The sequence below is a fragment of the Idiomarina sp. D18 genome (genome assembly GCF_057748155.1).
This window is the reverse complement of record NZ_CM173240.1, coordinates 178,276-203,744: the sequence shown is the minus strand read 5'-3', so window position 1 is coordinate 203,744 and position 25,469 is coordinate 178,276. Positions and strand designations below refer to the sequence as shown.

Annotated in this window: 25 protein-coding genes and 1 other RNA gene; 9 read left to right on the top strand and 17 right to left on the bottom strand. The window is 49.6% G+C overall.

The features are described 5' to 3' along the window. Positions 1-43 precede the first annotated feature (43 nt). On the top strand, positions 44-1,195 hold the full coding sequence (locus AC3AP5_RS00920; protein WP_006956296.1) for a trans-sulfuration enzyme family protein: 1,152 nt from the start codon (positions 44-46) through the stop codon (positions 1,193-1,195). On the opposite strand, the gene AC3AP5_RS00915 is transcribed toward AC3AP5_RS00920, so the two are convergent. Continuing rightward, complete coding sequence (locus tag AC3AP5_RS00915; protein WP_287831374.1) at positions 1,192-2,883, bottom strand: NAD-dependent malic enzyme; 1,692 nt, start codon at positions 2,881-2,883, stop codon at positions 1,192-1,194. The genes AC3AP5_RS00920 and AC3AP5_RS00915 overlap by 4 nt on opposite strands. A 198-nt stretch (positions 2,884-3,081) precedes the next feature. Here AC3AP5_RS00915 and AC3AP5_RS00910 point away from each other — a divergent pair, with 198 nt between their 5' ends. Next, positions 3,082-3,489 carry a hypothetical protein gene (locus AC3AP5_RS00910; protein ID WP_487326905.1) on the top strand — a complete coding sequence of 136 codons (408 nt, stop codon included), beginning with the start codon at positions 3,082-3,084 and terminating at the stop codon, positions 3,487-3,489. Between the two features lie 2 nt (positions 3,490-3,491). On the opposite strand, the gene AC3AP5_RS00905 is transcribed toward AC3AP5_RS00910, so the two are convergent. Genes AC3AP5_RS00905 through AC3AP5_RS00885 form a run of 5 tightly spaced genes read right to left on the bottom strand, consistent with a single transcriptional unit; the run spans position 3,492 to position 7,897 of the window. Then, complete coding sequence (locus tag AC3AP5_RS00905; RefSeq protein ID WP_006956302.1) at positions 3,492-3,914, bottom strand: MAPEG family protein; 423 nt, start codon at positions 3,912-3,914, stop codon at positions 3,492-3,494. A 9-nt stretch (positions 3,915-3,923) separates the two neighbouring features. Further along, on the bottom strand, positions 3,924-4,670 hold the full coding sequence (gene murI / locus AC3AP5_RS00900) for a glutamate racemase (RefSeq protein ID WP_006956304.1): 747 nt from the start codon (positions 4,668-4,670) through the stop codon (positions 3,924-3,926). Positions 4,671-4,679: 9 nt separating this feature from the next. Continuing rightward, on the bottom strand, positions 4,680-6,920 hold the full coding sequence (locus AC3AP5_RS00895) for a heavy metal translocating P-type ATPase (RefSeq protein ID WP_272978034.1): 2,241 nt from the start codon (positions 6,918-6,920) through the stop codon (positions 4,680-4,682). Positions 6,921-6,928: 8 nt separating this feature from the next. Then, positions 6,929-7,564, bottom strand: a complete 636-nt coding sequence (locus tag AC3AP5_RS00890; RefSeq protein WP_006956308.1) for a DUF998 domain-containing protein — start codon at positions 7,562-7,564, stop codon at positions 6,929-6,931. Between the two features lie 9 nt (positions 7,565-7,573). Next, the gene (locus tag AC3AP5_RS00885) at positions 7,574-7,897 is read right to left on the bottom strand and encodes a heavy metal-binding domain-containing protein (RefSeq protein ID WP_006956310.1); all 324 of its coding nucleotides are present in this window, start codon (positions 7,895-7,897) and stop codon (positions 7,574-7,576) included. 114 nt (positions 7,898-8,011) lie between these two features. On the opposite strand from AC3AP5_RS00885, the gene AC3AP5_RS00880 reads away from it, so the two are divergent. Then, entirely contained in the window at positions 8,012-8,758 is a 747-nt protein-coding gene (locus AC3AP5_RS00880) for a 3',5'-cyclic-nucleotide phosphodiesterase (protein WP_272978033.1), read from the top strand. Here AC3AP5_RS00880 and AC3AP5_RS00875 read toward each other — a convergent pair whose 3' ends face one another. The 4 genes from AC3AP5_RS00875 to gcvT all read right to left on the bottom strand — a co-directional run bounded on the left by AC3AP5_RS00875 (position 8,759) and on the right by gcvT (position 13,828). Further along, positions 8,759-9,139 carry a septal ring lytic transglycosylase RlpA family protein gene (locus AC3AP5_RS00875; protein WP_272978032.1) on the bottom strand — a complete coding sequence of 127 codons (381 nt, stop codon included), beginning with the start codon at positions 9,137-9,139 and terminating at the stop codon, positions 8,759-8,761. It abuts the gene before it with no gap. A 159-nt stretch (positions 9,140-9,298) separates the two neighbouring features. Beyond that, the gene (gene gcvP / locus AC3AP5_RS00870) at positions 9,299-12,187 is read right to left on the bottom strand and encodes an aminomethyl-transferring glycine dehydrogenase (protein ID WP_487326904.1); all 2,889 of its coding nucleotides are present in this window, start codon (positions 12,185-12,187) and stop codon (positions 9,299-9,301) included. A 103-nt stretch (positions 12,188-12,290) separates the two neighbouring features. Further along, positions 12,291-12,680: a glycine cleavage system protein GcvH gene (gene gcvH / locus AC3AP5_RS00865; protein ID WP_006956317.1), complete on the bottom strand. Its 390-nt coding sequence runs from the start codon at positions 12,678-12,680 to the stop codon at positions 12,291-12,293. Positions 12,681-12,748: 68 nt separating this feature from the next. Next, on the bottom strand, positions 12,749-13,828 hold the full coding sequence (gene gcvT / locus AC3AP5_RS00860) for a glycine cleavage system aminomethyltransferase GcvT (RefSeq protein WP_487326903.1): 1,080 nt from the start codon (positions 13,826-13,828) through the stop codon (positions 12,749-12,751). Positions 13,829-13,970: 142 nt separating this feature from the next. Here gcvT and AC3AP5_RS00855 point away from each other — a divergent pair, with 142 nt between their 5' ends. Next, the gene (locus AC3AP5_RS00855; RefSeq protein ID WP_006956322.1) at positions 13,971-14,813 is read left to right on the top strand and encodes a LysR family transcriptional regulator; all 843 of its coding nucleotides are present in this window, start codon (positions 13,971-13,973) and stop codon (positions 14,811-14,813) included. An 8-nt stretch (positions 14,814-14,821) separates the two neighbouring features. Here the strand turns inward: AC3AP5_RS00855 and AC3AP5_RS00850 are convergent, their stop codons facing one another. From AC3AP5_RS00850 to AC3AP5_RS00835, 4 genes are read right to left on the bottom strand one after another with little or no spacing between them, the layout of a single operon-like run. Next, a complete protein-coding gene (locus AC3AP5_RS00850; RefSeq protein WP_487326902.1) occupies positions 14,822-15,988 on the bottom strand; it encodes an FAD-dependent oxidoreductase in 1,167 nt (388 codons plus the stop codon). Next, positions 15,985-17,151, bottom strand: a complete 1,167-nt coding sequence (gene ubiH / locus AC3AP5_RS00845; protein ID WP_487326901.1) for a 2-octaprenyl-6-methoxyphenyl hydroxylase — start codon at positions 17,149-17,151, stop codon at positions 15,985-15,987. The genes AC3AP5_RS00850 and ubiH overlap by 4 nt, the downstream gene beginning before the upstream one ends. Continuing rightward, positions 17,133-18,455: a Xaa-Pro aminopeptidase gene (pepP, locus tag AC3AP5_RS00840; RefSeq protein WP_272978352.1), complete on the bottom strand. Its 1,323-nt coding sequence runs from the start codon at positions 18,453-18,455 to the stop codon at positions 17,133-17,135. The genes ubiH and pepP overlap by 19 nt, the downstream gene beginning before the upstream one ends. Before the next feature lie 23 nt (positions 18,456-18,478). Beyond that, a complete protein-coding gene (locus AC3AP5_RS00835; RefSeq protein WP_006956328.1) occupies positions 18,479-19,048 on the bottom strand; it encodes a UPF0149 family protein in 570 nt (189 codons plus the stop codon). A 152-nt stretch (positions 19,049-19,200) separates the two neighbouring features. Here AC3AP5_RS00835 and zapA point away from each other — a divergent pair, with 152 nt between their 5' ends. Both zapA and ssrS read left to right on the top strand, forming a co-directional pair. Beyond that, positions 19,201-19,518 (top strand): cell division protein ZapA, encoded by a 318-nt coding sequence (gene zapA, locus AC3AP5_RS00830; RefSeq protein WP_006956329.1) that lies wholly within the window; start codon positions 19,201-19,203, stop codon positions 19,516-19,518. 8 nt (positions 19,519-19,526) lie between these two features. Next, positions 19,527-19,712, top strand: a non-coding RNA gene (gene ssrS / locus AC3AP5_RS00825) — 6S RNA. 21 nt (positions 19,713-19,733) lie between these two features. On the opposite strand, the gene AC3AP5_RS00820 is transcribed toward ssrS, so the two are convergent. Beyond that, positions 19,734-21,302: an amidohydrolase family protein gene (locus tag AC3AP5_RS00820; RefSeq protein ID WP_286681663.1), complete on the bottom strand. Its 1,569-nt coding sequence runs from the start codon at positions 21,300-21,302 to the stop codon at positions 19,734-19,736. A gap of 40 nt (positions 21,303-21,342) precedes the next feature. Between AC3AP5_RS00820 and AC3AP5_RS00815 the strand changes: the two genes are divergently transcribed. The 3 genes from AC3AP5_RS00815 to serA all read left to right on the top strand — a co-directional run bounded on the left by AC3AP5_RS00815 (position 21,343) and on the right by serA (position 23,911). After that, a complete protein-coding gene (locus AC3AP5_RS00815) occupies positions 21,343-21,942 on the top strand; it encodes a 5-formyltetrahydrofolate cyclo-ligase (protein ID WP_286681662.1) in 600 nt (199 codons plus the stop codon). A gap of 70 nt (positions 21,943-22,012) precedes the next feature. After that, positions 22,013-22,681: a ribose-5-phosphate isomerase RpiA gene (gene rpiA / locus AC3AP5_RS00810; RefSeq protein ID WP_286681661.1), complete on the top strand. Its 669-nt coding sequence runs from the start codon at positions 22,013-22,015 to the stop codon at positions 22,679-22,681. Beyond that, complete coding sequence (serA, locus tag AC3AP5_RS00805; RefSeq protein WP_487326900.1) at positions 22,682-23,911, top strand: phosphoglycerate dehydrogenase; 1,230 nt, start codon at positions 22,682-22,684, stop codon at positions 23,909-23,911. On the opposite strand, the gene phoU is transcribed toward serA, so the two are convergent. Both phoU and pstB read right to left on the bottom strand, forming a co-directional pair. Then, positions 23,908-24,630, bottom strand: coding sequence for a phosphate signaling complex protein PhoU (phoU, locus tag AC3AP5_RS00800; protein ID WP_006956334.1), 723 nt, complete (start codon positions 24,628-24,630; stop codon positions 23,908-23,910). The two genes, serA and phoU, sit on opposite strands and share 4 nt — an antisense overlap. Before the next feature lie 11 nt (positions 24,631-24,641). Continuing rightward, positions 24,642-25,457, bottom strand: coding sequence for a phosphate ABC transporter ATP-binding protein PstB (gene pstB / locus AC3AP5_RS00795; protein WP_286681659.1), 816 nt, complete (start codon positions 25,455-25,457; stop codon positions 24,642-24,644). Between the last annotated feature and the right edge of the window lie 12 nt (positions 25,458-25,469).

Below are 25,469 nucleotides of genomic sequence, written 5' to 3'. Positions count from 1 at the left end.
CATACGCAATAGAGCTAAATTAGATTACTGAGTAAACGATTTTATGACAAAAAAGATAAATGACAGTTTCCAGACGTCTCTTGCACAAGGCGGAGAGAACACTACACAACCTTTCAAGCCGATTATCCCGGGTATTTTTACATCAACGACCTATCAAAGAGATGAGGATAATCAATATCGTAGCGGAAGAGTCTATTCTCGCGCCGATAATCCAACTTACGATGCGCCAGAAAAGTTAATCGCTCAACTTGAGCACGCCGTCGACGCGAAACTATTTGCCTCGGGCATGGCAGCCGCGACCGCTGTATTTCAAGCACTCAAGCCCGGCGATGTCGTGTTGGCACCTGACATCATGTATTGGGCGTTACGCAACTGGCTGAAAGGTCTAGCGACCGATGCCGGATTGCACGTTCACTTTGTCGATATGACACAACTCGATCAGGTGGAAAATAAAATCACGCAGCTACAGCCCAAATTGATTTGGCTCGAAACGCCCGGCAACCCGATGTGGACCGTGAGCGACATTCGCGCCATTGCCGATATTGCCAAACATCAAGGCGCGCGCGTTGCAGTCGATTCAACCGTAGCCACACCGATACTAACACGTCCACTCGAGTTGGGTGCCGATATTGTTATGCACTCTGCCACTAAGTACTTGAACGGTCACTCTGACGTTATCGCCGGTGCGCTTGCCACACGAGAAAACGATGATTTCTGGAAACGTATTCTTGCAATACGCGCTCAAGGAGGTGCGGTACCGTCCCCAATGGATGCAGCTCAGCTATTACGCGGCATGCGTACTTTATTTTTGCGCGTGCGCGAAAGCTGTGACTCGGCCATGTTTCTCGCCCAACAACTGGAGCAACACCCCATGGTCAGTGAAGTGCTCTACCCAGGACTCCCCTCTTTTGCCGGTTATGAAATCGCCTGCAAACAAATGGAAGGCGGCTTTGGTGGCATGCTATCAATTAGACTCGTCGGAGGCGAGCAACAAGCCGTCGGCACCGCAGCCAAAACACGTCTATGGCACCGCGCGACTTCGCTCGGTGGTGTTGAGAGCCTCATTGAGCATCGTGCCAGTATTGAAGGAGCGGGCACGCCTGTACCCGACGACTTACTAAGATTGTCCGTCGGCATTGAGCGTAAAGAAGATCTACTCGCCGATTTAGTTCATGCTATCGAGGCGTCAGCTTAAATGCTGACGCGCTTGTAATGACGGTACTCAGGAGACCAGAAGTTTTTCTCAATACGTTGCTTGAGTACCTCATCATCGATTTCGAGCGCAACGCCCTCTTCTTGTGCCACTTTCGCAACGGCAAAGGCAATGTCTTTACTCAATTGAGCCAGCTCGGTGAAACCGGGTAATAAGTTCTTATTCTTACCGTTGGCACTCGGCGAGGCTTTCGCCAGCGTCTTACTTGCCACTCGGAACATCTCGTCACTGACACGCGTCGCCTTCACCGCGATAACACCTAAACCAATGCCCGGAAAGATATAGCTATTATTACATTGCGCTATCGGATACGTGGTCCCTTCCCACTCAACTTCGCCGAATGGGCTGCCTGTTGCGACAATCGCTTTGCCCTGTGTCCACTTAATAACGTCGTGAGGATGCGCTTCGACATGCTTCGACGGGTTCGATAATGGGAAAATAATCGGTTGATCAACGTAGCGTGCCATCGTGGTAATCACTTGTTCAGTGAATAACCCCGCCTGACCCGAAACACCAATCAATACGTCTGGTTCAGCACAATGAATCACATCCAACAGCGACGGATAGTCGCCACTGTATTGCCAGTCTTTTAGGTTATCAATCGGTTGCGCTAACGCCTGTTGAAAGTCACGTAAGTCGCTCATGCTATCAACCACTAAGCCATAGCGATCGACCATGAAAATCTGCTTTTTAGCTTGTTCTTCGCTCAGCCCTTCAGCAACCATCTGAATCATCACTTGTTCAGCGATACCACAACCGGCCGACCCTGCGCCAACAAACACGACTTTCTGCTCACTCAGCTTTTTGCCCTTCTGACGACACGCAGCGAGCAACGTGCCGACTGTGACGGACGCCGTGCCTTGAATATCGTCGTTGAAACAACACACCTCATCACGATAGCGGCGAAGCAACGGCATTGCATTGGGCTGTGCGAAATCCTCAAACTGCAGCATCACACCCGGCCAACGCCGTGTTACCGCTTTGATGAATTTCTCTAAAAACTCATCATACTGCTCTTGATTAATGCGTTTGTGACGCGCGCCCATATACATTGGGTCATTCAGCAGTTTTTCATTATTCGTGCCGACATCAAGCATCACTGGTAGCGTATAGGCTGGACTGATACCGCCGCAGGCCGTGTAAAGCGACAGCTTACCAATGGGGATCCCCATTCCGCCAATGCCTTGGTCACCCAAACCAAGAATACGTTCACCGTCGGTGACGACGATAACTTTAACTTTTTGCTTGGTGGCATTGCGTAAAATGTCATCGAGCTGATCGCGCTCGGAATAGGAGATAAATAAGCCACGTGAACTGCGATAGATATCAGAGAATTTTTCGCACGCATCGCCCACTGTAGGGGTATAAATGATCGGCATCATTTCTTCTAAATGATCGGTCAGCAAGCGATAAAATAAGGTTTCGTTGTTATCTTGAATGGCGCGCAAATAGATATGCTTATTAAGTGGAGTCTCAAAGCTTTTATACTGCATATAGGCACGTTCGGCCTGTTCTTCAATCGATTCATAACGGGGCGGTAGCAAGCCCGTTAGATTAAATGCCGCTCGCTCTTCTTTACTAAACGCGCTGCCTTTATTCAGCAACGGAGTTTCTAACAACGATGGTCCCGCATAGGGAATATACAAAGGACGTTTTTGTTCGTCAGACATGCGCTCGGACTCCTAAACCAAGATAAATTGACTGCCGAGATGATAGCAGAAAATCAAGCGGTTAGGTTGAACGAAACGCACGCTCTAAAAACAGGACTGACCAGATGCGGCTAATCCCCTATAAAAATAGATGAACTTATTCGACAATAAACCAGTATCTGGTGCACAATAGATTAAATTTTTTAGAACTTAAGAGTTATGGATAACCGTACGCTATCAGACGAGGCGTTTCTTAACGCAATTAAACAAGGCGAGTTTTCTCGAGATAGTACCGATCACAGTTGGCACTTGCGTTTGGCATGGATACATTTAAAACGTGCACCCTGGCCGATCGCACTTGCCGAAGTGGTCGCCACGTTGCGTGCCAACCAACATATCATGTCATTGAACGAACGCTATCATCATACCTTAACGGTCGCGACACTACGTATTATGAGCCAACGTTTAAGCGAGAAACCCTGCTCTGACTTCACAGAGTTTAAACAACAGAACGCTGACTTAGTCAACGACTTAAAAGCCGTACTCGCACAGCACTATAAGCCAGAGACACTGGACTCACCAACAGCCAGACGTACGTTCGTGAGCCCGGATAAGAAACCGCTTTAGCCTTACTTCGTCACTAAGTGAACAAGCGTAAACACTAATAGAGCCACGTTAGCTAACCAACCCAACATAAAAAAGTAGCTACGCGGACTCGGATTTTTGTTTGTCGCTATCACATAATAAAGAATCATGTGAAGAATACGCGCGACCGCAAAAAAGCCCGTCAGTAAAGCGGTCCAAAACGGGTTGGCGCCACTTAGTACGGCTAAAAATACCGTGCCTAACATGACACTTAAGTTTTCGATACTGTTTTGGTGCGTGCGCCACGCTCTAAAGGTAAAACTTTCATGGCCTTGTTGCTGAGGCGGCTTACCTGGAATAGCACCGTCTTCTTTTGCTTTTCTACCACTGGCAATCAACCATTGTAGTAGGACCGTTGCCAATATCACTGCAAGGGCAATAAAGGTTCCATTGTACGCTTCAAACATGGCTCTTCCTTATAAGTTAAGTTGCCACCGTTTTGCCACCCGACGCACCGCTTCGACATTTTCTGAAGCGTGGATGGTTATCGGTGTTTCGTCAAACTGACGTTTTAAATCTAAATGCTGACTTAACCACTGTACCATTGCTTCGCCCGAATGGATCGTTTTTGCGCCACTGAAATATTCACTAATCGCATCGCTAATCAGTGGGAAGTGAGTACATCCTAACAGCACAACGTCTGGCCGCTCTAGCGCGCTAAAGTAATGGTCAAAGGTGGCATGTAAAATCGCGCCCTCGTAAAGTTCCTCCTCGACAATCGGCACAAACAACGGCGTCGCCATCGCCGTGGCATGCTCAAAACCAAGCTGCTTTATACGCCGTTGGTATTCCCCGGATTGAATCGTCGAGCGTGTTGCAATCACCAATACCTGGCTGTCATGGTTTACTTCGGTTGCTTGTTCAAGCGCCATCACGCCCGGCTCTAACACGCCATACACGGGTTTATTAGAAAACTTCTGCATGGTTTCCAGCGCCACTACACTAACCGTATTACAGGCAACGATTAAGGCATCGACATCGGTACCGTTAAAAAACTCGACCGCTTCGAGTGCGTAGCGAGTTACCGTATTACTGTCCTTACTGCCGTATGGTACGCGCGCCGTGTCACCAAAATAGAGCAACTCGGAAAAATAACGGCTCCGTTGCAGTGAGCGGGCGACAGTCAGACCGCCCACCCCGCTATCAAAAACGCCTAACTTCACTGAGGCTCCTTACAAAGTAATACGTTTAAGACGTAACGCATTAGAAATAACAAAGACACTTGAGAGCGCCATAGCGCCTGCGGCTAGCATCGGTGACAGAGTAATGCCCCAAAACGGATACAATAAGCCCGCAGCCACGGGAATCAACGCCGTATTGTAGGCGAACGCCCAAAATAAATTTTGGCGGATATTGCGCATGGTCTGACGCGATAGACTGAATGCATTACGCACTCCGTTCAAATCATCAGACATCATCACTACATCGGCACTTTCGATCGCCACGTCTGTACCTGTTCCAACGGCAATACCAATGTCGGCGGCCGCCAGTGCGGGCGCATCATTAATACCGTCGCCAACGAAAATTAACTTACCATACTGAGCTTGCAGCTTTTCTACCGCAGCCACTTTGCCATCGGGCTTAACTCCCGCCACCACGTCACTGATACCGAGTTCTTTTGCCACTTTTTGTGCAGTCGCCTCGGCATCGCCCGTAACCATCGCGGTGCGTATGTTCTGTTCCGCTAAATGCTCAATCAAAGCCTTGGCCGAAGGTCGAATAGGATCAGCGACCGAGAACACCGCGGCTAACTGACCATCAATAGCTACATATAGGGGCGTTTGCCCATTGCGTTCAATGGTTTGAGTTTGTTGCTGGGTACTGTCGAGTGCAACCGATTGCTCATCCATTAAGGTACGTGAGCCGACCAATAACGTACGACCATCAACCTTACCCTCAACGCCAAGCCCCGCTAGAGCATTAAAACTCTCCGGTTGGGTCAACTGCTTGCTTTGTGCTTCAGCGTAATTAACTAACGCCTGAGCCGTTGGGTGCTCTGAGCGTTGCTCTAGACTCGCCGCTAGCATTAACGCATCACTATCGGCTTGTACTGCCTCCCAGCTCACCACCTCGGGGTGACCCGCGGTCAGCGTTCCAGTCTTATCGAATACTACAATACGCGCGTTCTCAATTTGCTGTAACGCACTGCCTTGTCGAAACAATACGCCCTCATCGGCTCCTCGCCCTGTGCCAACCATGATCGAAGTCGGTGTGGCAAGTCCCATGGCACAAGGGCAGGCAATGATGAGTACCGCGACCGCGTTAATTAAGGCAAACGTGAGCGCATTGACGTCTTTAGCAAAGAACCACACCAAAAAGGTTAATGCCGCCGCCGCCATAACCGCTGGGACAAACCACAGCGTGATGCGGTTAACGGTATCTTGAATAGGTAGCTTCGCGCCTTGTGCTTGTTCAACCATGCGGATAATTTGCGCCAGCACCGTGGTTTCACCTATCGCAGTCGCCTTAAAGCGAAAACTTCCCTGCTGATTAATGGTTCCGCCAACCACCTTATCGCCCGTTTCTTTTGCCACCGGCTCGGCCTCGCCGGTAATCATCGACTCATTCACATAACTGTCGCCACTCACGATGGTGCCATCGACAGGCACCTGCTCGCCCGGACGTACTTCGATAATATCGCCTTTACTCAGCGACTTAATATCAACAGTCTCGCTACTGTCGTCGTCACGAACACGACGCGCCGTTTTGCTTTGTAAGTTCAATAAGCGTTTAATCGCATCGGACGTGTGACTTTTCGCTCGCGCTTCTAAAAAGCGCCCAGCCAAAATCAACGTCACTATCACTGCGGAGGCTTCAAAATAGACATTCACCGCATGCGCAGGAAGCCACTGCGGCATTAGCGTGGCAACGACGGAGTAACCCCAGGCAGCCGTCGCACCCAGCACGACAAGTGAATTCATATCAGGGGCTCGACGCAATAGCGCTGGAATACCTATTTGATAAAAGCGACGACCGGGCCATGCCAACACCACCGTTGTCAGCAACATTTGTATCCAAAAATTGGTGGTTTGGCCTAAGCTGGAATCAACCCACTCACCAAATGCTGGGATCAAATGGCTACCCATCGCAATAACAAAAACGGGCAAGGTAAACAGCACAGCAATGATCAGATCGCGTTTTAGTTGTTTAAATTCGTTCGCCTTTTGCTGCTCTTGTCGCGCCATTTCCGCCTCACGATCGACAATCGCATGAGCGTCATAGCCTGCGTCCCTTATCGCCTGAATCGCATCCTCTTGCGACGCTGTGACTAGCGTCATTTCCGCGGCATCAGAGGCTAAGTTAACACTGACATCCTCAATGCCTTTGACACCATTTAACGCCTTATCAACGCGACTCGCACAGGAGCCGCAGTTCATTCCTTCGACCGATAAACGTATTTGTTTGCGTGTCATACTGCCCTCTATTCGTTTGAGGAGTGTTTACGGGTGATTCCAAGTAGTAGCCAGAATACAGCTAACTGGGCAATTTCGAGGTACCGTTGAATTGCGCCTCGAACGGGTTCGAGGTTTTCGGTTGGCATGATGAAAAAGCCTAACCCGATAATGATCGCCAATAACACAAAAACAATTCGCAACGCCCAATGCGCGCGAGGGGTAAAGGCGAGCAACAACGTACCGGCGGCAAAGCCCAAGTAACTTAGAATACCGATCCAATTGTGAATCGTTTGCGATGCCGAACCGTCAATCGGACAACCGGCATCGCAAGGCGCAAGCGCTGCGCCCAAATAAGCAAAGGGGTAAAAGAACAGTAATGCGTAGCCGAGTGCACTGATACCCTCAACACGTACTCGGCTACGCGCAGACACCAAGAAACTTAACACCACAATCGCAAAGGGTACAAAGCCGACCCAGCCCAGCACGCCAGCTGCCGTTGTGCCGGTAGCATTAATTTCGCTGATGTACTGGCTCATGTGGCTGTAATCGGGCTTAACCCAGCTTGCCACCAACAGTAAACCCAGCCAAAAAATCGATACCACCACCAGTTGTGGCGTCATCGCTTGTTTTGCGGACGTGTGATCGGGTGTTGATGTCTGCACTGTTGCTCCTTATTTTTTAAGTTTAACGGCGGTACCGCTGACGCTGACCATCATCATAGCACCTTTTTGACCAACCACTTCATAGTCGATATCAATGCCAATCACCGCATCAGCGCCTAATAACTTGGCTTTTTCTTCAACCTCTGCAAACGCAATTTCGCGCGCCCGAGTCATCTCACGTTCATAAGCGCCAGCGCGGCCGCCGACGATATCGCGTACCGCACCAAAAATATCTTTGAATACATTGGCACCTAAGATCGCCTCACCTACCACAATATCGAGATACTGTTCTACTTCATGACCTTGGATAGTTGCGGTTGTTGTTTTTATCATGTCATTCTCCTTCGAGTTGTCTGGAATAATCCTAACGAATCCTATTTCGAACTGACAATTAAATCGATACTATAGTTGTAACGATAAGTGTCCTCTTTTTATAACAGGTGTGCAATGTTTCGAGTGCTAGGCAGTAGCGGTGGGCTCAGCGGTAACCCGCAAAAAGGCTCAACCTGCATCCAATTAAACGGTGAAACGCTCATCGATGCCGGAACTGGCTTATCGTCGTTACAACTCAGCGAGATGAAAGCCATTCGCCATATCTTTTTGACCCATGCCCACATGGATCATATAGCGGCGCTACCCACCTTCGTCAGTAACCTGTTTGACCAAAGTCGTTTACCGCTCAAAGTGTATGGCCTCGCCCACAGCTTAGAGCGCCTTAAACAGCATATTTTTAATAATGATATTTGGCCCGACTTTACTCAGGTGCAAGATAACGGAACGCCCATGCTCGAGTTAGTTGAGATTAATCCAGGCCAAGTCATTGAGCATCAAGGCATGACGCTCACCGCGTTCGAAGTGCCACACGCCATACCCACCATTGGTTACGCAGTGCAACAACCCAAAGTCAGTGAACACTCACATTTTGTGTTTTGTGCCGATTGCATCGTGACCGACGCCCTTGTCTCAAAGCTCAACGAATTACCCCCCATTAGCACACTGATGGTGGAATGTTCGTTCCCTGACAGGCTCGAAGAAGTAGCGATCAAAACCCAGCACATGACGCCGTCATTAGTTAGCCGCCTATTAGAGCAACTCGAAAAGCCGCCACATAGCATCTGGATAACACATCTTAAACCGAGCTACGAGGAAGAGCTCCGCGACGTTTTGCGCGCAGAGCCCTGGCATGTGCTTTAGTTAGTCAGTAATCACTTGCATTTTTACATCAATGATACCGACATCGAGGTCAGCGATTTCGCCAAAAGCGGAACGTGAAAGATCAATAATACGTCCTTTGATAAAGGGGCCCCGGTCATTGATCTTCACCACCACTGACTCACCACTGGCGAGATTGGTCACACGCACCAAGGTGCCGAACGGCAAGGTTTTATGCGCCGCGGTATCGTCAAAATGGCTGTAACGCTCGCCACTGGCGGTGGTGCGAAATTGATACTTCATCGCATAATAAGACGCCTTACCAGTCTCTACCTGACCCACCAAATGCGCTGGGCTATGCTTTGGAATAGAACTACACGCCGACATCAATAGCGAAACCATACCAAGCCATACGTATTTCATTATTATCTCCACTTAATTGAACCGCGCGTAGCATACGCGATTCGATCAACGGCTTCTGTAAAGACCCGGTAAGATTTATGCAAAGCTCTGCGTCAGGCATAAAAAAAGCGAACCCGGAAGTTCGCTTTTTTGGTTGATTGGAACAAAATTTATTCCAACTTACCGATACTCTTCAATACTCGGGCATGAGCACATCAGGTTACGGTCGCCATATACGTCATCGATACGGTTAACGGTTGGCCAGAACTTGTCATAGCTTACCGCTTCAACCGGATAAGTTGCGGTGTGACGGTCGTAAGGACGGTCCCACTCAGCATCGGTGATATCGGCTAGCGTGTGTGGTGCGTTAACCAACGGGTTGTTGTCTTGCGGCCACTCACCTGCTGCGATTTTGTCAGCTTCTTGCTTGATGCAAACCAACGCTTCAATAAAGCGATCGAGTTCTGCTTTAGATTCAGATTCGGTTGGCTCAACCATGATGGTACCCGCAACTGGGAAGCTCATCGTTGGTGAGTGGAAGCCGTAATCCTGCAAGCGTTTCGCCACGTCAATCTCGGCGATACCGGCGTCTTCTTTCATTTGGCGCAAGTCGATAATACACTCGTGCGCGACACGGTTGTTACGACCACGGTACAAGATCTTGAAGTGCTTGCTGAGTTTTTCAGCAACGTAGTTAGCATTCAGAATCGCAGTTTCTGACGCTTCACGTAAGCCACGACCGCCCATCATCGCGATGTACATCCAAGAAATAGGCAAAATGCTTGCGCTACCATAAGGGGCTGCTGATACTGCGCCATTGCCCAACTCAGTGGTCTTCAAGTTAATGATGCTGTGGTTTGGCAAGAACGGCTTTAAGTGCTCTTTCACGCCAATCGGGCCCATACCTGGACCACCACCACCGTGTGGGATGCAGAAGGTCTTATGTAGGTTTAAGTGCGATACATCCGAGCCAATGTAGCCTGGAGAAGTAACACCCACCTGCGCGTTCATATTGGCACCGTCCATGTAAACTTGGCCACCAAACTCGTGTACCAGCTCGCAAATTTCACGGATGCCTTCTTCATACACACCGTGTGTCGATGGGTAGGTCACCATGATGCATGACAGGTGGTCGCCCGCCTCTTCGGCTTTAGCTTTCAGATCTGCCATGTCCACGTTACCGTTTTTATCGCAATCAACCACGACCACTTTCATGTTCATCATCTGTGCTGAAGCCGGGTTAGTACCGTGCGCTGAGCTTGGGATCAAGCAGATATTACGGTGACCTTCGCCGCGGCTTTCGTGGTATTTCTGGATTGCCAATAAGCCGGCATATTCACCCTGCGCACCTGAGTTCGGTTGCATTGAAAGCGCATCGTAACCGGTGATATCAACCAACCACTCAGACAACGACGAAATCATTTCTGCGTAGCCTTGCGCTTGCTCGACAGGGCAGAATGGGTGCAACTGAGCAAACTCAGGCCAAGTCACTGGAATCATTTCAGCGGTGGCGTTCAGCTTCATGGTGCATGAACCCAATGAGATCATTGAGTGGTTCAATGCTAAATCTTTGTTTTCCAGCTTTTTGATGTAACGCAGCATCTCGGTTTCTGAGTGATACTCGTTAAATACTGGGTGCGTTAGGTAGTCCGATTCGCGTACCAATTGCGCTGGAATTGATTCGACTTCTTTGCTCGCTACGCGGCTATCGAGGACTTCAACATCCAGTCCATGGTCATCACCGAACAAGACGTTAAATAATACTTCAACGTCTGCACGTGTTTTGGCTTCATCCATGCTGATACCAAACACGGCTTCACCGTCATTACGCAGGTTAATGCCAGCCGCTTTAGCGCGCGCCAACACGTCGGTCGCGTTCTCTTTCATCTCAAAAGTCAGCGTATCAAACCAATGCGCGTTGCTGATTTGAACGCCTTTATCCTGCATACCCAAGGCTACGATGTCAGTTAATCGATGGATACGGTTAGCAATGCGACGCAAACCTTGTGGCCCATGGTACACCGCATAAAACGACGCCATGTTGGCCAGTAATACCTGCGCGGTACAGATGTTCGAGTTAGCCTTCTCGCGACGGATGTGCTGTTCGCGGGTTTGCATTGCCATACGCAACGCAGGGCGACCACGTGAGTCTTTAGACACACCAATGATACGACCGGGCAATGAACGTTTGAACTTATCACGAGTTGCAAAGAATGCGGCGTGTGGACCGCCATAGCCCATTGGTACACCAAAGCGTTGTGCGTTACCAAATACGATATCCGCACCCATTTCGCCCGGAGATTTCAGCATCAACAAGCTCATCAGATCGGAAGCCACCGAAACAATCGCCTTCCTCTCTTGCAGCTCGCCAATCAACTGTTCAATGTTGTGCAGTTCGCCGGTTTTGTCGGGGTACTGTAATAGCGCACCAAACACATCGTGGTCAGATGCTTCACGCGCCGGGCCGACAATAATGTCAAAGCCGAAGTATTCAGCACGTGTTTTAACCACGTCGATGGTTTGCGTGTACACGTTGTCCGCAATGTAAAACGCGTTTGATTTTTTGTTTTTCGATACCCGCTTCGCCATCGCCATTGCTTCGGCAGCTGCCGTTGCTTCATCAAGCAATGAGGCACTCGCAAGATCCAAACCGGTTAGATCCATGGTCATTTGTTGGAAGTTCAATAAGGCTTCCAAACGACCTTGTGCGATTTCGGGCTGGTAAGGCGTGTATGCGGTATACCAACCTGGGTTTTCTAATACGTTACGCAAAATAACGTTGGGCGTTACCGTATCGTAGTAACCCATACCAATGTACGAGGTAAAGATCTGGTTCTTTTTCGCAATGGCTTTGAGTTCAGCCAATGCTTCACGCTCAGTTTTAGGCTCGCCGACTTTTAAAAAGGGGTCGCGTAAAATAGAGCCTGGAACCGTATCTTTGGTCAACGCTTCTAAAGTATCTACGCCAAGCTCTTTGAGCATGGCTTGCTGCTCATCATGACTAGGACCGATGTGACGGCCAATAAATTCATCGTGATGTTCTAACTGCGTAAGGGTAGTACTGGTCATTTACCTCGGCCTCGTACAAATTGGGAATCGAACAGTGCAAAAAAACACGGAACCCCGGAGCATGCCGGGGTCCTTCACTTTCCTTGTGGCGTTACATTAACGCTTAATCTTCGTCGATAGACGCTTCATACGCGTCGGCGTCGAGCAAGTTACCTAGCTCACCGCTGTCTTCCGCTTTAATGCGGAACAACCAACCGTCGCCATACGGGTCGTTGTTGACGTTTTCTGGCGCGTCTTCAAGGTCTTCATTAATCGCGATAACTTCACCGCTAATCGGTGCGTAGATGTCTGAAGCTGCTTTAACAGACTCCGCAACCGCTACGTCATCGCCGACTGACACTTTGTCACCCACTTCAGGTAACTCAACAAACACCATGTCGCCCAAAAGGTCTTGCGCGTGCTCGGTGATACCGATAGTGAAAGTGCCATCGCCTTCATCACGTACCCACTCGTGAGTTGACGCATATTTAAGATCCGCTGGAATGTTGCTCATAACTCTATCCTTCTCAATCCAACTGCCGCTGGCAGGTTGTCTGACTATTTAACTAAATTCTGACGCTATTATAAAACAGATTGACCGTTTCGCACGAATGCAGGTTTAACAACCTTCACAGTGACCTGTTTTTTGCGCATCTCAACTTGTGCGGTATCACCCACGTTCGCAGGCACGCGTGCCATTGCGATTGAAAAACCAAGTGATGGTGAGAATGTACCAGAAGTGATGACACCCTCGCCACCATCAACGATCACTTTCAGACCGTGGCGCAAGACGCCTTTGTCTTCCATCACCAAGCCAACCAGTTTGTGGTGACCGGCTTGTTTTTGTTGTTCAAGCGCTTGGCGGCCAATAAAGTCGCGGTCAGTCGGTTCAAATGCAACACTCCAGCCCATATTTGACTCAAGTGGGGTGACCGACTCATCCATGTCTTGTCCGTAAAGGTTCATACCGGCTTCTAAACGCAATGTATCGCGCGCACCTAAACCACAGGGGGCTACGTCAGCAGCGAGTAGTTGCTTCCACAAATCATTAACTTGCTCGGCTGGCACAATAATTTCGTAACCTTTTTCGCCCGTGTAGCCAGTGGTAGCGATAAATAAATCGCCCACTTGCTTACCTAAGAAAGGCTTCATGCCTTCGATGGTTGCGAAGTCTTCGTTGCTCAACACGGCGTTTAACTTAGCTTCTGACTCGGGGCCTTGCACAGCGAGCATCGCCATGTCGTCACGCTCGTTAATGGTGACATCAAAATCAGCCGCGACTTTTTCGATCCAACCGAGGTCACGTTCGCGGGTGGCTGAGTTAACCACCAAACGGTATGAGGTGTCGCTAAAATGATAAACGATGAGGTCATCAATGACGCCGCCCTGCTCGTTGAGCATGCTGGTGTACTGCGCCTTGCCTTCGGTTTTTAATTTAGCAACGTCGTTGACTAACAAGTAGCGTAAGAACGCTTGAGCTTGCTGCCCCGCTACATCAACAATGGTCATGTGCGATACGTCGAACATGCCGCAAGAGCGGCGAACGGCGTGGTGCTCTTCAATTTGTGAGCCATAGTTCAACGGCATATCCCAACCGTGAAAATCGACCATTTTTGCGCCGGCTTCGACGTGCGCATCATAGAGCGGAGTTCTGCTGCCCATAAGACATCCTTTTGCTTTAAATTTAGCCAGTAATATGGGCGCAAATTATAGGCGTCTTGCACTTAAGTTTAAAATCAATAATGCTTATAATTGCATTTATTTTTTAAATACCCGAAACGTTAACTATTTAACCATTTAATTTATGAAACATTTATCTACGGATGCCCTGCGAAGTTTCGTTGCAGTGATTGAGTTTGGCGGTATTACCGCTGCCGGCGAACGTTTAGGTCGCTCACAACCGGCCATCTCGATCCAAATCAAAAAACTGGAGCAACAATTAGGGGCTGAATTATTGCAGCGCCAAGGACAACGGTTATCGCTCACCCCCGATGGCGAGCGCGTTTACGATTATGCGCAACGTATTATTAGTTTACATGAGCAACTACTCGCGCAGTTTCAGCCGCAGGCGGTATCCGGTGATATCCGACTGGGAATTACCAGCGAATTCGCTTCGAGCTTGTTACCCAACGTGCTGGGTCAGTTCGCGCAGGTTTATCCACAAATCGCATTGCAGGTCACCTCGGCATTGAGCAAGGATCTCTTCGCGGGCTTAGGTGAACGTTTTGATATGATTTTGGCGCTCAGGGAACAACGTAACCCCAATGACATGCTGCTACAAAATGATGCCTTAGTCTGGGTGGGCACACCCGCTGCATTTGAGCAACGCCCGCTACCATTGGTTGTTGCACCGGAGGGCTGTATCTATCGTAAACGGGCTGAACAAGCGTTGCAGCGTGCACGTATTGATTATCGCATTAGCTATACCAACTCAGACTACTCCGGCTTAACCGCCGCCCTAAATAGTAACTTAGGTGTTACGGTGCTCGCCAAAAGTACCATTCCGGATAGCCAAAGCTTAATCAGTAGTCCACAGTTGAAGGAACGCTTACCTTCGCCAGGCGATATTAATATCGTATTACGCTTAGATAGTCGTGCGTCATCCGCAGCAAAACAGCTTGCCGAATACCTAAGCGCACGTATTTAACCGCGCGCTTAGCGACCGAGCGCAACTTCTGCCAATTTTTGTTTAATTGGCGTAATACGCTCTGCGGCAAGGAATCCCAGCGAACGAACCGCCTTTATCCACGGATTAGACGTGCCGAAGCCTCGTTTGAACAGCTCCATCGCTGCAATCATCGTTTGCGTATCGGCTTTACGTTCGCGTTGATAACGCCCTAGGCTACGAGTCAGGCTACTCAGATCCGCTAACTCACGCTGCTGTAGGTTCTCCAATAGGCAAACGCAATCCGCAAACCCTAAATTAGCACCTTGTCCCGCCAGGGGATGAATGGTGTGCGCGGCATCGCCTACCAATACAACGCGTTGCGCGTGCCACTGTTGTGCATATTGCATACGCAGAGGAAAGCCTTTTACATCGGAAATCAGCTCAGCTTCACCTAAGCAACGTCCACTTTCGGCCGTTACAAACGGCGCCAGCTGGGACTTATTGGCTAAGCGAGCCTGCGCCAGTGAGCTATCCATACTCCAAACGATAGATACGACATCAGTGTCCGGGGTTGGCAATAAGGCCAAAGGCCCGGTGGGTAAGAACACTTGGCGCGCAACACCGTTGTGCGGTTTCTCCATCCGCAGGTTCGCGACCACACCCACTTGCTCGTAATCCCAAAACCGTACCGTTAAACCGGCTTGTTGGCGCAGTCGCGAGCGCCCGCCGTCGGCGCCAATAATCAATTGGGCTTGCGCGCGTTGTTGCTCTCCGTACTCAATTTCTGCCGCCTGCTGTGCACTGCCGCAATCACGCAAGCGCCATTGTGCGGTTTTCGTAATCACAACACCGGCGGCTTCTGCGCGTTGCCACAAAAAATGTTCGAGTACACGGTTTTCAGTAATCGCGCCTAAGTCATCTGCATTGGCTTCGGTCGCGGAAAAATGAATGTCGGCCGGGCTGTCTTTATCCCATACATGCATATCGGTGTAGGGGCCGATACGAAAGTCACTGACCAACGGCCAGACACCTAACTCATCGAGCAAGGCTCGGCTGCGATGATTAAGTGCGCTAACACGCAATTCTAACTCATTGGGTAATGCCGGCTGTTCATGCTGTTCAATCACCATCACCGAGCGACCTTGTTGCTTTAGGCCGAGTGCCATAGTGAGGCCGATCATGCCGCCGCCAATCACAATAACATCGTAATTCATGACTTCATTCCCATGGTCAGTCGTGCAAAGCGACTACGCAGCGGTGCGCAGTGCTGTAACGTCATTAAGGCTAAATTGCGTGGCACCACCATTAAACGGTTAGTATTTGAAAACCCCCGCACTAGGCCGTCCGTCAAGTTAATGATAGCGTCATAATCCCTTGTGCGTGACTGCTGATAAGCATCAAGCACGGCAAATGTTCCCGGGTCTAGCACTGCTGAAAGTTCCTGTACAAGGCACTCCACGTCGCGTAAGCCAAGATTAAAGCCCTGACCGGCGATCGGGTGCAGCGCGTGCGATGCATTGCCGATAATCACCGTTCGATGATAGGTCGAGCGCAAGGCCTTTTTAAGCTGAAGCGGATAGAACACCGGCTCTGAACGGGCTGTCAGGCGCCCTGCCCGATAGCCAAACGCACGCTGACAGCGTGTCAAAAACTCCGCGCTACTCCATTGTTTCGCGGTTTCGGCCTGTTCCGGATTGAAGGTCCACACAAGTGATGCCTGTTGGTTTGCCATGGGCAGGAGAGCCATGGGACCAAACTCGGTAAAGCGTTCGTAAGCCCAACCTTGCAAATCACGATCGAGTTTAACGGTGCTGATACAGCCAATTTGTTGGTAATCCTCAACTTGCCAGGGCAATCGACAGAGCGAGCGGATCTTTGAGTTTTGCCCGTCCGCACCAATCACGAGCTGAGTATCGATGAGTACGCCGCTTGCGGTCTCAACCTGCACTTTATCCGTCTCATGATGCAACTGCTCAACTGACTCCCCCGCTAACCAGGTGACGTTATCCAGTTGCTGACAGGCTAAATAAAAGCGATTAACCAGCTCTGCGGCGGATACCACATAGCCTAATGCGTCCACCTGCTCTTGCTCTGCATGGATTTCTGTCGCGCCTAAGTAGCCTTTATCACTGATATGAATATGTCGAATAGGCGTCGCATCGGTCAGCTCGCCCAATACGCCAAGCCGCTGTAATCGCGCAGCCGAAGCAGCCGCCAAAGCAATAATACGCTTATCGTTCGGTGGCCCTTCTAAGCGCGGTTCGCATACCACGACCTGCCAATCTGGACGTTGTCGCGCCAGCATCACGCCAGTTAGAGCGCCGACCAAACTACCGCCGGCAATGACAACGTCAGCTGTTATTTGTTTTGCATCCAAGACTCTATCTCTTCAATAGTTTTTGGTACGGCCTGAGTCATGTTTTCAAAGCCGTCCTCTGTCACAATTAAATCGTCTTCGATTCGCACGCCGATGCCGCGCCAGCGTTCATCGACGCCTGATTCACGTGAAATATAAATGCCCGGTTCGACCGTTAGCACCATACCGGGTTGGAATGTAAGCGGCTCGCCATCGGTCGACTTATAGCGACCCACATCATGAACGTCTAACCCGAGCCAGTGGCCTAGCCCATGAATAAAGAATTTCTTCCAACGATTGTTGGCGAAGTTCTCGTCGGCATCACCCGACAATATTTCCAATAAAGTCAGCTCATCATTGATCACTTTTGCCGCCGCTTCGGTGGCCGCCTTGAGTGTGTCACCAGGCTTAATGTGTGCAAATGCCGCTTGTTGTGCTTTTAACACGATGTTGTAAATCATCGCTTGTTCTTCAGAGAAGCGGCCGTTAACCGGAAACGTACGCGTAATGTCCGCAGCATAGCCCTGATACTCTGCCCCCGCATCGACCAGTACTAAATCTCCGTCATGTAGAACATCGCGGTTGTCGGTGTAGTGCAGAATGCATGCGTTGGCACCGCCACCACAGATAATGCCATAGGCAGGCGCGGGCGCGCCTTGCATCGCGAACTCATGCTGCAATTCCGCTTCAAGTTGGTATTCCATGGCACCGGGTTTGCAGAACTTCATGATGCGCTTAAACGCATCACTACTAATACGCGCTGCTTCACGCATCACTGCAAGCTCCTGAGTCGACTTAAATTGCCGCATAGCATCCAATGTCGAACGTAAATCCTCAATACGGTGCGGAGCAACGTACCCTTTGCGCTCATTGGCACGAAGAAAATCAATGGCATCGCGCACTTGTGCTTCAAGCACACTGTCTTCACCCATTAACACAAGCACACTGCTCGCACCATTGAGCAGTTCGCTGACATCATCCTCGAAACTATCAATATCTCGACCCTCGTCGACCGCCAACGCATGCATCGCATTGTGGAAACCTAACCGAAGGCCATGCCAGACCTCGGCCTCTGGATCTTTATTTTGACAAAAAAGAAGACTTCTTGGCTGTCCCTCAATTTTACTCAGTACCAACACGGCATCCGGCTCGTTAAACCCAGTCAGATAATGAAAGTAGCTGTTCTGCCGAAACGGGTACTCTGTATCGTTGCTACGCGTCAGCTCACTGTGTCCCGATACAATTGCGACGGTATTTTGAGGCATACGAGATAATACTCGTTCACGACGCTGTAAAAACTCATCTTGAGGAATAACCGGTTGCATAGCCGCTCCTATGAAGTCTGTACTTAATGTAACGTTTTTGAATCGGGTTTAGATTGAGCTAGCTCACGTGCACCGAGTTCTGTAAAACACATCATCGCTGATACACGTAAATATTCGACGATTTCAAAGTAAGCGCGCTCGGACTCTTCTGAGTCATCAACTTCAAACTCCAGCTTGGCGATCTCGATCATGTCATCGAGCGCCTCACGCAAGTCACCGCTGGTGGCCGCGATATTCGCTTGGTTAACCCCAAAGCCCACTAAAAATGATTGCACCCAGCCCGCTAACGCATTTAAGCGCTCTTGCAAGGGGGCATTGTCTTCCGGCAACAACAGTTGAAAGCCGAGGTCACGGTCAGCCAAAGCATGTTGAATTTCCGTTGCCTGCTGCTTTAATAACTTGGCAAGTTCCGCAGGTAGTTGTTGACCGTCGTAAATCAGGTCACTGAGCAACCCGTCAAGATCGGGGGAATCGGGCTGTGTACCTGTTGCCACGAGGCCAACCAGTATCCCTTGTACTTCGGCAGGCTGCGGCGTCACATCATGTTGCGCATACAGTGATGAGATGCGATCATAGTTAAATCGAGCTGTCATAGATATCGTTCTATTTAAAATCTGGTGTTGTCATCCTAACACTCGGCTTTGCAATTCGCTAGCTGACAAACATTGCCAAGGCATGCCATAATAAGCAGTAGAACGCATGCAGAGCATGCACTTAACGCAATGTGTAGCAGGGAGTCGGCATCATGACGAGTCGCACAATGGACATCACTTTATTGGACCGAAGCTATCGGGTAAACTGTCCGGTAGGTCAAGAAAGTGCTTTGCAAGAAGCGGCTGATGCGTTAAACGAACGGCTCAATGACACAAAAGAACGCACGAATTTGCACAATGTTGAGCAAATTGCCGTCATGACAGCGCTAAACTTGTGTCATGAGTGGATGAACGATCAGAAAGAGCAAGCCGCGAAAACGGCGAAGCTTGAAGAAAAGATTCAATTGCTGCAGGCAACGATTGAACAAGCCATGAGCGAACAACGCGCTCAACGCGGCCCGCAGCGCTAACAGTTTAGGGTTTCCTGGGTCGTACGCTAATAGACGTATGTCCCTGAGCCGATGCTTTTACTTAAGGGGATCACTGGCCCGTCATGAGCAAGCCCGGCACGCACCGGGAAGCCTACGATGGATCCCACTTGCTCCCCGCCTTGAACCAATGGGTTCAAGGGCTACCGTCAGATGGCGGCGTCACCGGGAAACCACCCTTTTGTTTGCTTAAAGCCTCACGATTCTCGTGAGGCTTTTTCTTTGGCGACTATCTCACGCACATCCTTGAGCAGTTGTTGCGCATCAAAAACAATGCCGTCCTTAATGGTGTAACGAATGCCCTGCGTACGGATCGGCTGATTATCCTCATTAAGCTTAAAGTGGCCTGTACCATACAGCACTTTAAAGTTCGCTAACGGATTCTCTTTTACAATAACCATGTCCGCTTTTTTACCAATCGCGACACTGCCGATATCATCATCCATATTGAGCGCTTCAGCACCGCCCATAGAAGCCGCATAAATAACTTCAAGCGGATTGAGCCCCGCCTCTTGCAGCAACTCCATTTCTCGGATGTAGCCAAAGCCGTAAATCTTGTAAATGTAACCCGCATCAGAACCCAGCGTGAGTCGACCACCATGGTTGTGAAAATCATTTAAGAAGGTCATCCATTTTTGGTAATTATGCTTCCAGGCAATTTCATCTTCCGTCGTCCAATCAAACCAATAGGAACCGTGTGCATAGCGGCTTGGCTCAAAGAAATCCCATAAGCGCGGTAAGGTGTAATCTTCGTGCCATACTGCTTGACGCTCACGCATTAAGTCTCGTGATGCCTCGTAAATGGTTAACGTCGGATCGATAGTGAAATCGAGTTCAATTAACTCATCACGCACCGCATTCCACTTTTCAGACCCCGGTTCCGCTGCTTGTTTCCAGAGGCGCCCGGCCTCTTCAAAACGATTCTGTTCGTCGTTGTAGTTATAATCAGCCGGATAGTTCTGAATCGTTTGGTCTTCAAATAATGCTTCGGGTAAGCCATACCAGTGCTCCATCGACGTCAGGCCCAGTCGCGCTGAATCCAGTGCATTCATCGATTTCACGTTCAGTTGTGCGTGATGCATCATGGTACCTAAACCTTGCTTATTAGCCTCGTCGAGTGCTGCCTCCATGACACGCCGCGAAGCGCCAAAGAACTTAATCCCTGCTGCGCCCTGTGATTTAATATAACGCACCCAATCGCGGGCTTGCTCAGCCGTATAAATGGGCGCTTCACGTCCCATGCCAAAACCCACATACGGTACAATTCGTGGTGCAGTAATACGGTTATCTGCTGCACGTTGCTGATGCCATTTCACCCAGTCTAAGCCATTAAAGCTACCGGGCTCACGGATGGTGGTAATGCCATGCGCCAGCCATAATTTGAGTACATATTCAGCCGGAATTCCCTCCGCTGAACCTCCAATATGCGCGTGCATATCAACAAATCCGGGTAAGATGTAATGACCACTAACGTCCATCTCTTTATCACCCGATCTCGCCTCGGGGCGCCCATCGGATTTAATGGGCACACCGGGATGTCCGACACTGACGATATTTACGATCCGATCATTCTCGATCACGATATCGACAGGTCCCCGAGGAGGTGCACCCTCGCCGGTGACTAAAGTCGCTCCGCGCAAGATCAAGCGCTCATAAGGACCTTCGCCGCGATCACGCTCAGGTGCTTTCGGTGGTCCTTGTTGCGCCAGTGCACTGGACGCGATGATAAAACCACACAAAAGGCATATCGTTTTTATCATTTTCATAAGGTATGCTCTGTTTCATGTTAAAAAGATGGGAGTAAGCATGACCCGAGATGAATGGCGACGCAAGTTAAAAGCACGTCGAGCCGCTATTTCTGAACCGATGCAACGGCAAGCTAGCCACGATGTTGCCGCTCGTGTTGCAGAGCGCGCACAACAATCATCGGGATACGCTGCCATTTTTTTAAGTTTTGCCAACGAGCTCAATACGACACCGGCTATCGAGGCATTGTGGCAAGCCAACATGGCTACCGTGGTGCCAGTCTTACATCCATTTAGCCCTGGCCATTTACTATTTTTAAAGTTAACCCCCGATACGCGACTGACTAAAAACCGATATGGTATAGAAGAGCCACAGCTGCGTGTCGACAACGTGGTTCCACTTAGCAAGATCGGTTGTATGTTTATGCCGTTGGTTGGGTTCGATTCGTATGGTAACCGATTAGGTATGGGCGGTGGGTACTATGACCGCACACTCGCCGCTTGGCGCGCCGGTCAACTACCTCAACTGCAACCGATTGGTATCGCCTACGATGAGCAATATGTTGAACAATTACCAATACAAGCGTGGGATGTGGCGATACCTGAAGTGATCACACCGACACGACATTGGTCCTTTAAACACGAGCCTAAGTTTTCTTAGCGATGAGTCATCAAAATCGATATACTGATGTGCCATCAACTATCACAACAATTTGTATGGGAACCCCGCTATGTCCGCTTCTGATAAGCTAAAACAACAAGCCGCGCAAGCTGCCATTAAGTATGTCGAGAAAGGCGCTATCGTGGGCGTCGGTACCGGCTCCACCGTCAACTTCTTTATCGACGAATTGGCTAAGATCAAAGACGATATCGAAGGCGCCGTCTCAAGCTCCGACGCCTCAACCGAACGGCTCAAACAACATGGCATTGAAGTTTTCGAACTGAACAACGCCCCCGAGGTTCCTGTTTATATTGATGGCGCTGACGAAATTGACGAACACGGTCAAATGATTAAAGGCGGTGGTGCCGCACTTACACGTGAGAAAATCGTCGCTGCGGTTGCCAAAAAGTTCGTCTGCATCGCTGATGAAAGCAAATTAGTCGGTCGACTGGGTACATTTCCGTTGCCCGTTGAGGTGATTCCCATGGCACGTTCCTATGTTGCGCGTGAAATAGTCAAGCTCGGCGGCGATCCTGTTTGGCGTCAAGGCGTGACCACCGACAACGGTAACTGGATACTTGATGTGCACAACCTCGATATCCTAAATGCCGTTGAACTCGAAGAACAACTGAACAATGTAGTCGGTGTTGTCACCAACGGACTATTTGCAGCCCGTTCTGCCGATGTTGCCTTACTGGCAACCTCAGAGGGTGTTAAAGAGCTGACGTGGGGAAACTAAATGGCCGTTACATCACTCGCAAAAGACAAAATTAAAGTACTATTACTCGAAGGTGTCCATGACAGCGCCATCGAGTTACTTAAGCAACAAGGCTACGACCAGCTCGAAATCCTCAAAGGCTCACTCGATGAGGATGAGTTGTGCGAGAAAATCAAAGACGTACACATGATTGGTATCCGCTCGCGCACGCAGTTAACTGAGAAAGTGTTCGCTGCGGCTGAAAAGCTTATCGCGGTTGGATGCTTTTGTATTGGTACTAATCAAGTCGACTTAAAAGCCGCACAAAAGCACGGTGTAGTCGTATTCAATGCACCGTTTTCAAATACACGCAGCGTCGCTGAATTGGTGCTAGCCGAAACCATTATGTTGTTGCGTGGCATTCCGCAAAAAAACGCGCAAGCGCATAAGGGAGGCTGGCTGAAGTCGGCCAACCATGCGTACGAGGTGCGAGGCAAAATACTCGGTATCGTTGGCTACGGTCATATCGGTAGCCAACTGAGCGTATTAGCGGAGCAGCTCGGTATGCAAGTTATCTATTACGATGTCGAGACCAAGCTACCGATGGGTAATGCGCGTTCTATTAAACGCCTCGATGATCTACTCGCAAAAGCCGATGTGGTGACTTTGCACGTGCCAGAAACACCTTCAACCCGCTGGATGATAGGCTCTGCCCAGCTGGCTAAAATGAAACCAAATAGTTTGCTGATTAATGCTTCTCGCGGCACCGTCGTCGATATCGAAGCACTTGCTGAGGCGTTAACCAGCGGTCATTTAGCCGGAGCCGCTATCGACGTATTCCCAGTGGAGCCTCAAAGCAACCAAGACCTCTTTGAATCTCCGTTATGTGGTATCGAAAACTGCTTACTAACGCCGCATATTGGCGGCTCGACCGTTGAGGCACAAGAAAATATTGGTATCGAAGTCGCCGGTAAGCTGGTGCACTACTCTGATAACGGCTCAACACTGTCGGCGGTAAATTTCCCAGAAGTTTCTTTACCACAGCACGCAACCGCTCGCCGTTTACTGCATATCCACAAAAACCAACCCGGTATGATGAACGCGATCAACAGTATCTTGAGTGATTTTGAGATTAACGTAGCGGGCCAGTACCTACAAACAGATGAAAACGTTGGTTATGTCGTGATGGATATTGATACCGACAGTGGCACCGAATTGCTTGATAAAATGAAGGCAATTCCGGGCACGATCCGCGCCCGGCAGCTGTTCTAAGGGGCTCTGTCACCTTTGACTGTGCGCTCAATGCTCTCGGGCGAGACATGGCGCACATCTTTTCCTTTGACGAAAAAGATGATGTATTCGGCAATATTTTGGCAACGGTCGCCCATGCGCTCGAGCGAACGCGCGGACCACAACACATTCATGATTTTAGGAATCGAGCGCGAGTCTTCCATCATGTAAGTCATCAATTGACGTGTCAGTGCCTCATACTGACGGTCTGCCTGCTCATCTTGGCGGTGTACCTCATAAGCAGCATCAAGATCCATCCGGGCAAATGCGTCGAGTACTTTACGTAGCATGGTCAAAATTTGATGACCTAAATTCTCTAAGCTGACCAGCAACTGCTGTTGATCATTACTGAAGCTTTCCTTCGCCACTTTAGCGATGCGCTCTGCTTCGTCACCAATTCGTTCTAAATCAGCAATCGTCTTAATAATGGCAATAACTAACCGTAAGTCACTGGCCGCAGGCTGACGTTTTGCAATAATGTGCACGCACTCTTCGTCAATTTGGACTTCGAGTTTATTGACCTTGTGGTCATTACTCAGGACCTTTTCCGCTAATTCAACATCAGCGGTTTGAATCGCCGTAATGGCGTCGCTTAATTGTTGCTCGACCAAACCACCCATACTCAATACGCGGTTACGCACGGCTTCCAATTCCTCGTTAAACTTATTGGAAATGTGCTTACCCATGTTTAATTTATCCATGCCTGTACTCCTTAACCGTACCGTCCAGTGATGTAATCTTCCGTACGTTTTTCCATGGGCGTGGTAAACAACGTGTCGGTGTTGGCATATTCAATGAGCTCACCCATATACAAAAATGCGGTCTGGTCAGACACACGCGCCGCTTGCTGCATGTTGTGCGTAACAATCACAACGGTATATTTTTGCTTTAAATCGGTAATGAGCTCTTCAATCGTCAACGTCGAAATAGGGTCCAACGCAGAGGTCGGCTCATCTAACAGTAAAATTTCCGGCTCAATCGCGATCGACCGAGCAATGACCAAGCGCTGCTGCTGACCACCCGATAAACTGAAGGCACTCGCATTCAGTCGGTCTTTTACCTCATCCCATAATGCCGCCCCTCTGAGTGAGCGCTCGACGGCTTCGTCCAGTACACGGCGATCTTTAATGCCTTGCAAACGCAAACCATAGACCACGTTCTCGTATACCGATTTAGGGAAGGGGTTTGGTCGCTGGAACACCATACCAATACGGCGACGTAATGCAGCAACATCCACGCCCTTGTCATAGATGTTTTTACCGTGCAGTAAAATATCGCCTTTAACTTTGCAGCTCTCAACCAGATCGTTCATGCGGTTGATGCAGCGCAGTAAGGTCGATTTACCACAGCCAGATGGACCAATGAATGCAGTGACACCGTGTTTAGGGACACTCATCGAGATATCGTGCAACGCACGATCTTCTCCATAGTATAGACTCAAATTTTTAATTTCGAGTGCGCGCTGATCGTCTGTTAAATTCGCCAAGTCTAATTTTTCGCTGGCATTATTTGGACTAACCGAAATCATCAATGCTGCCCT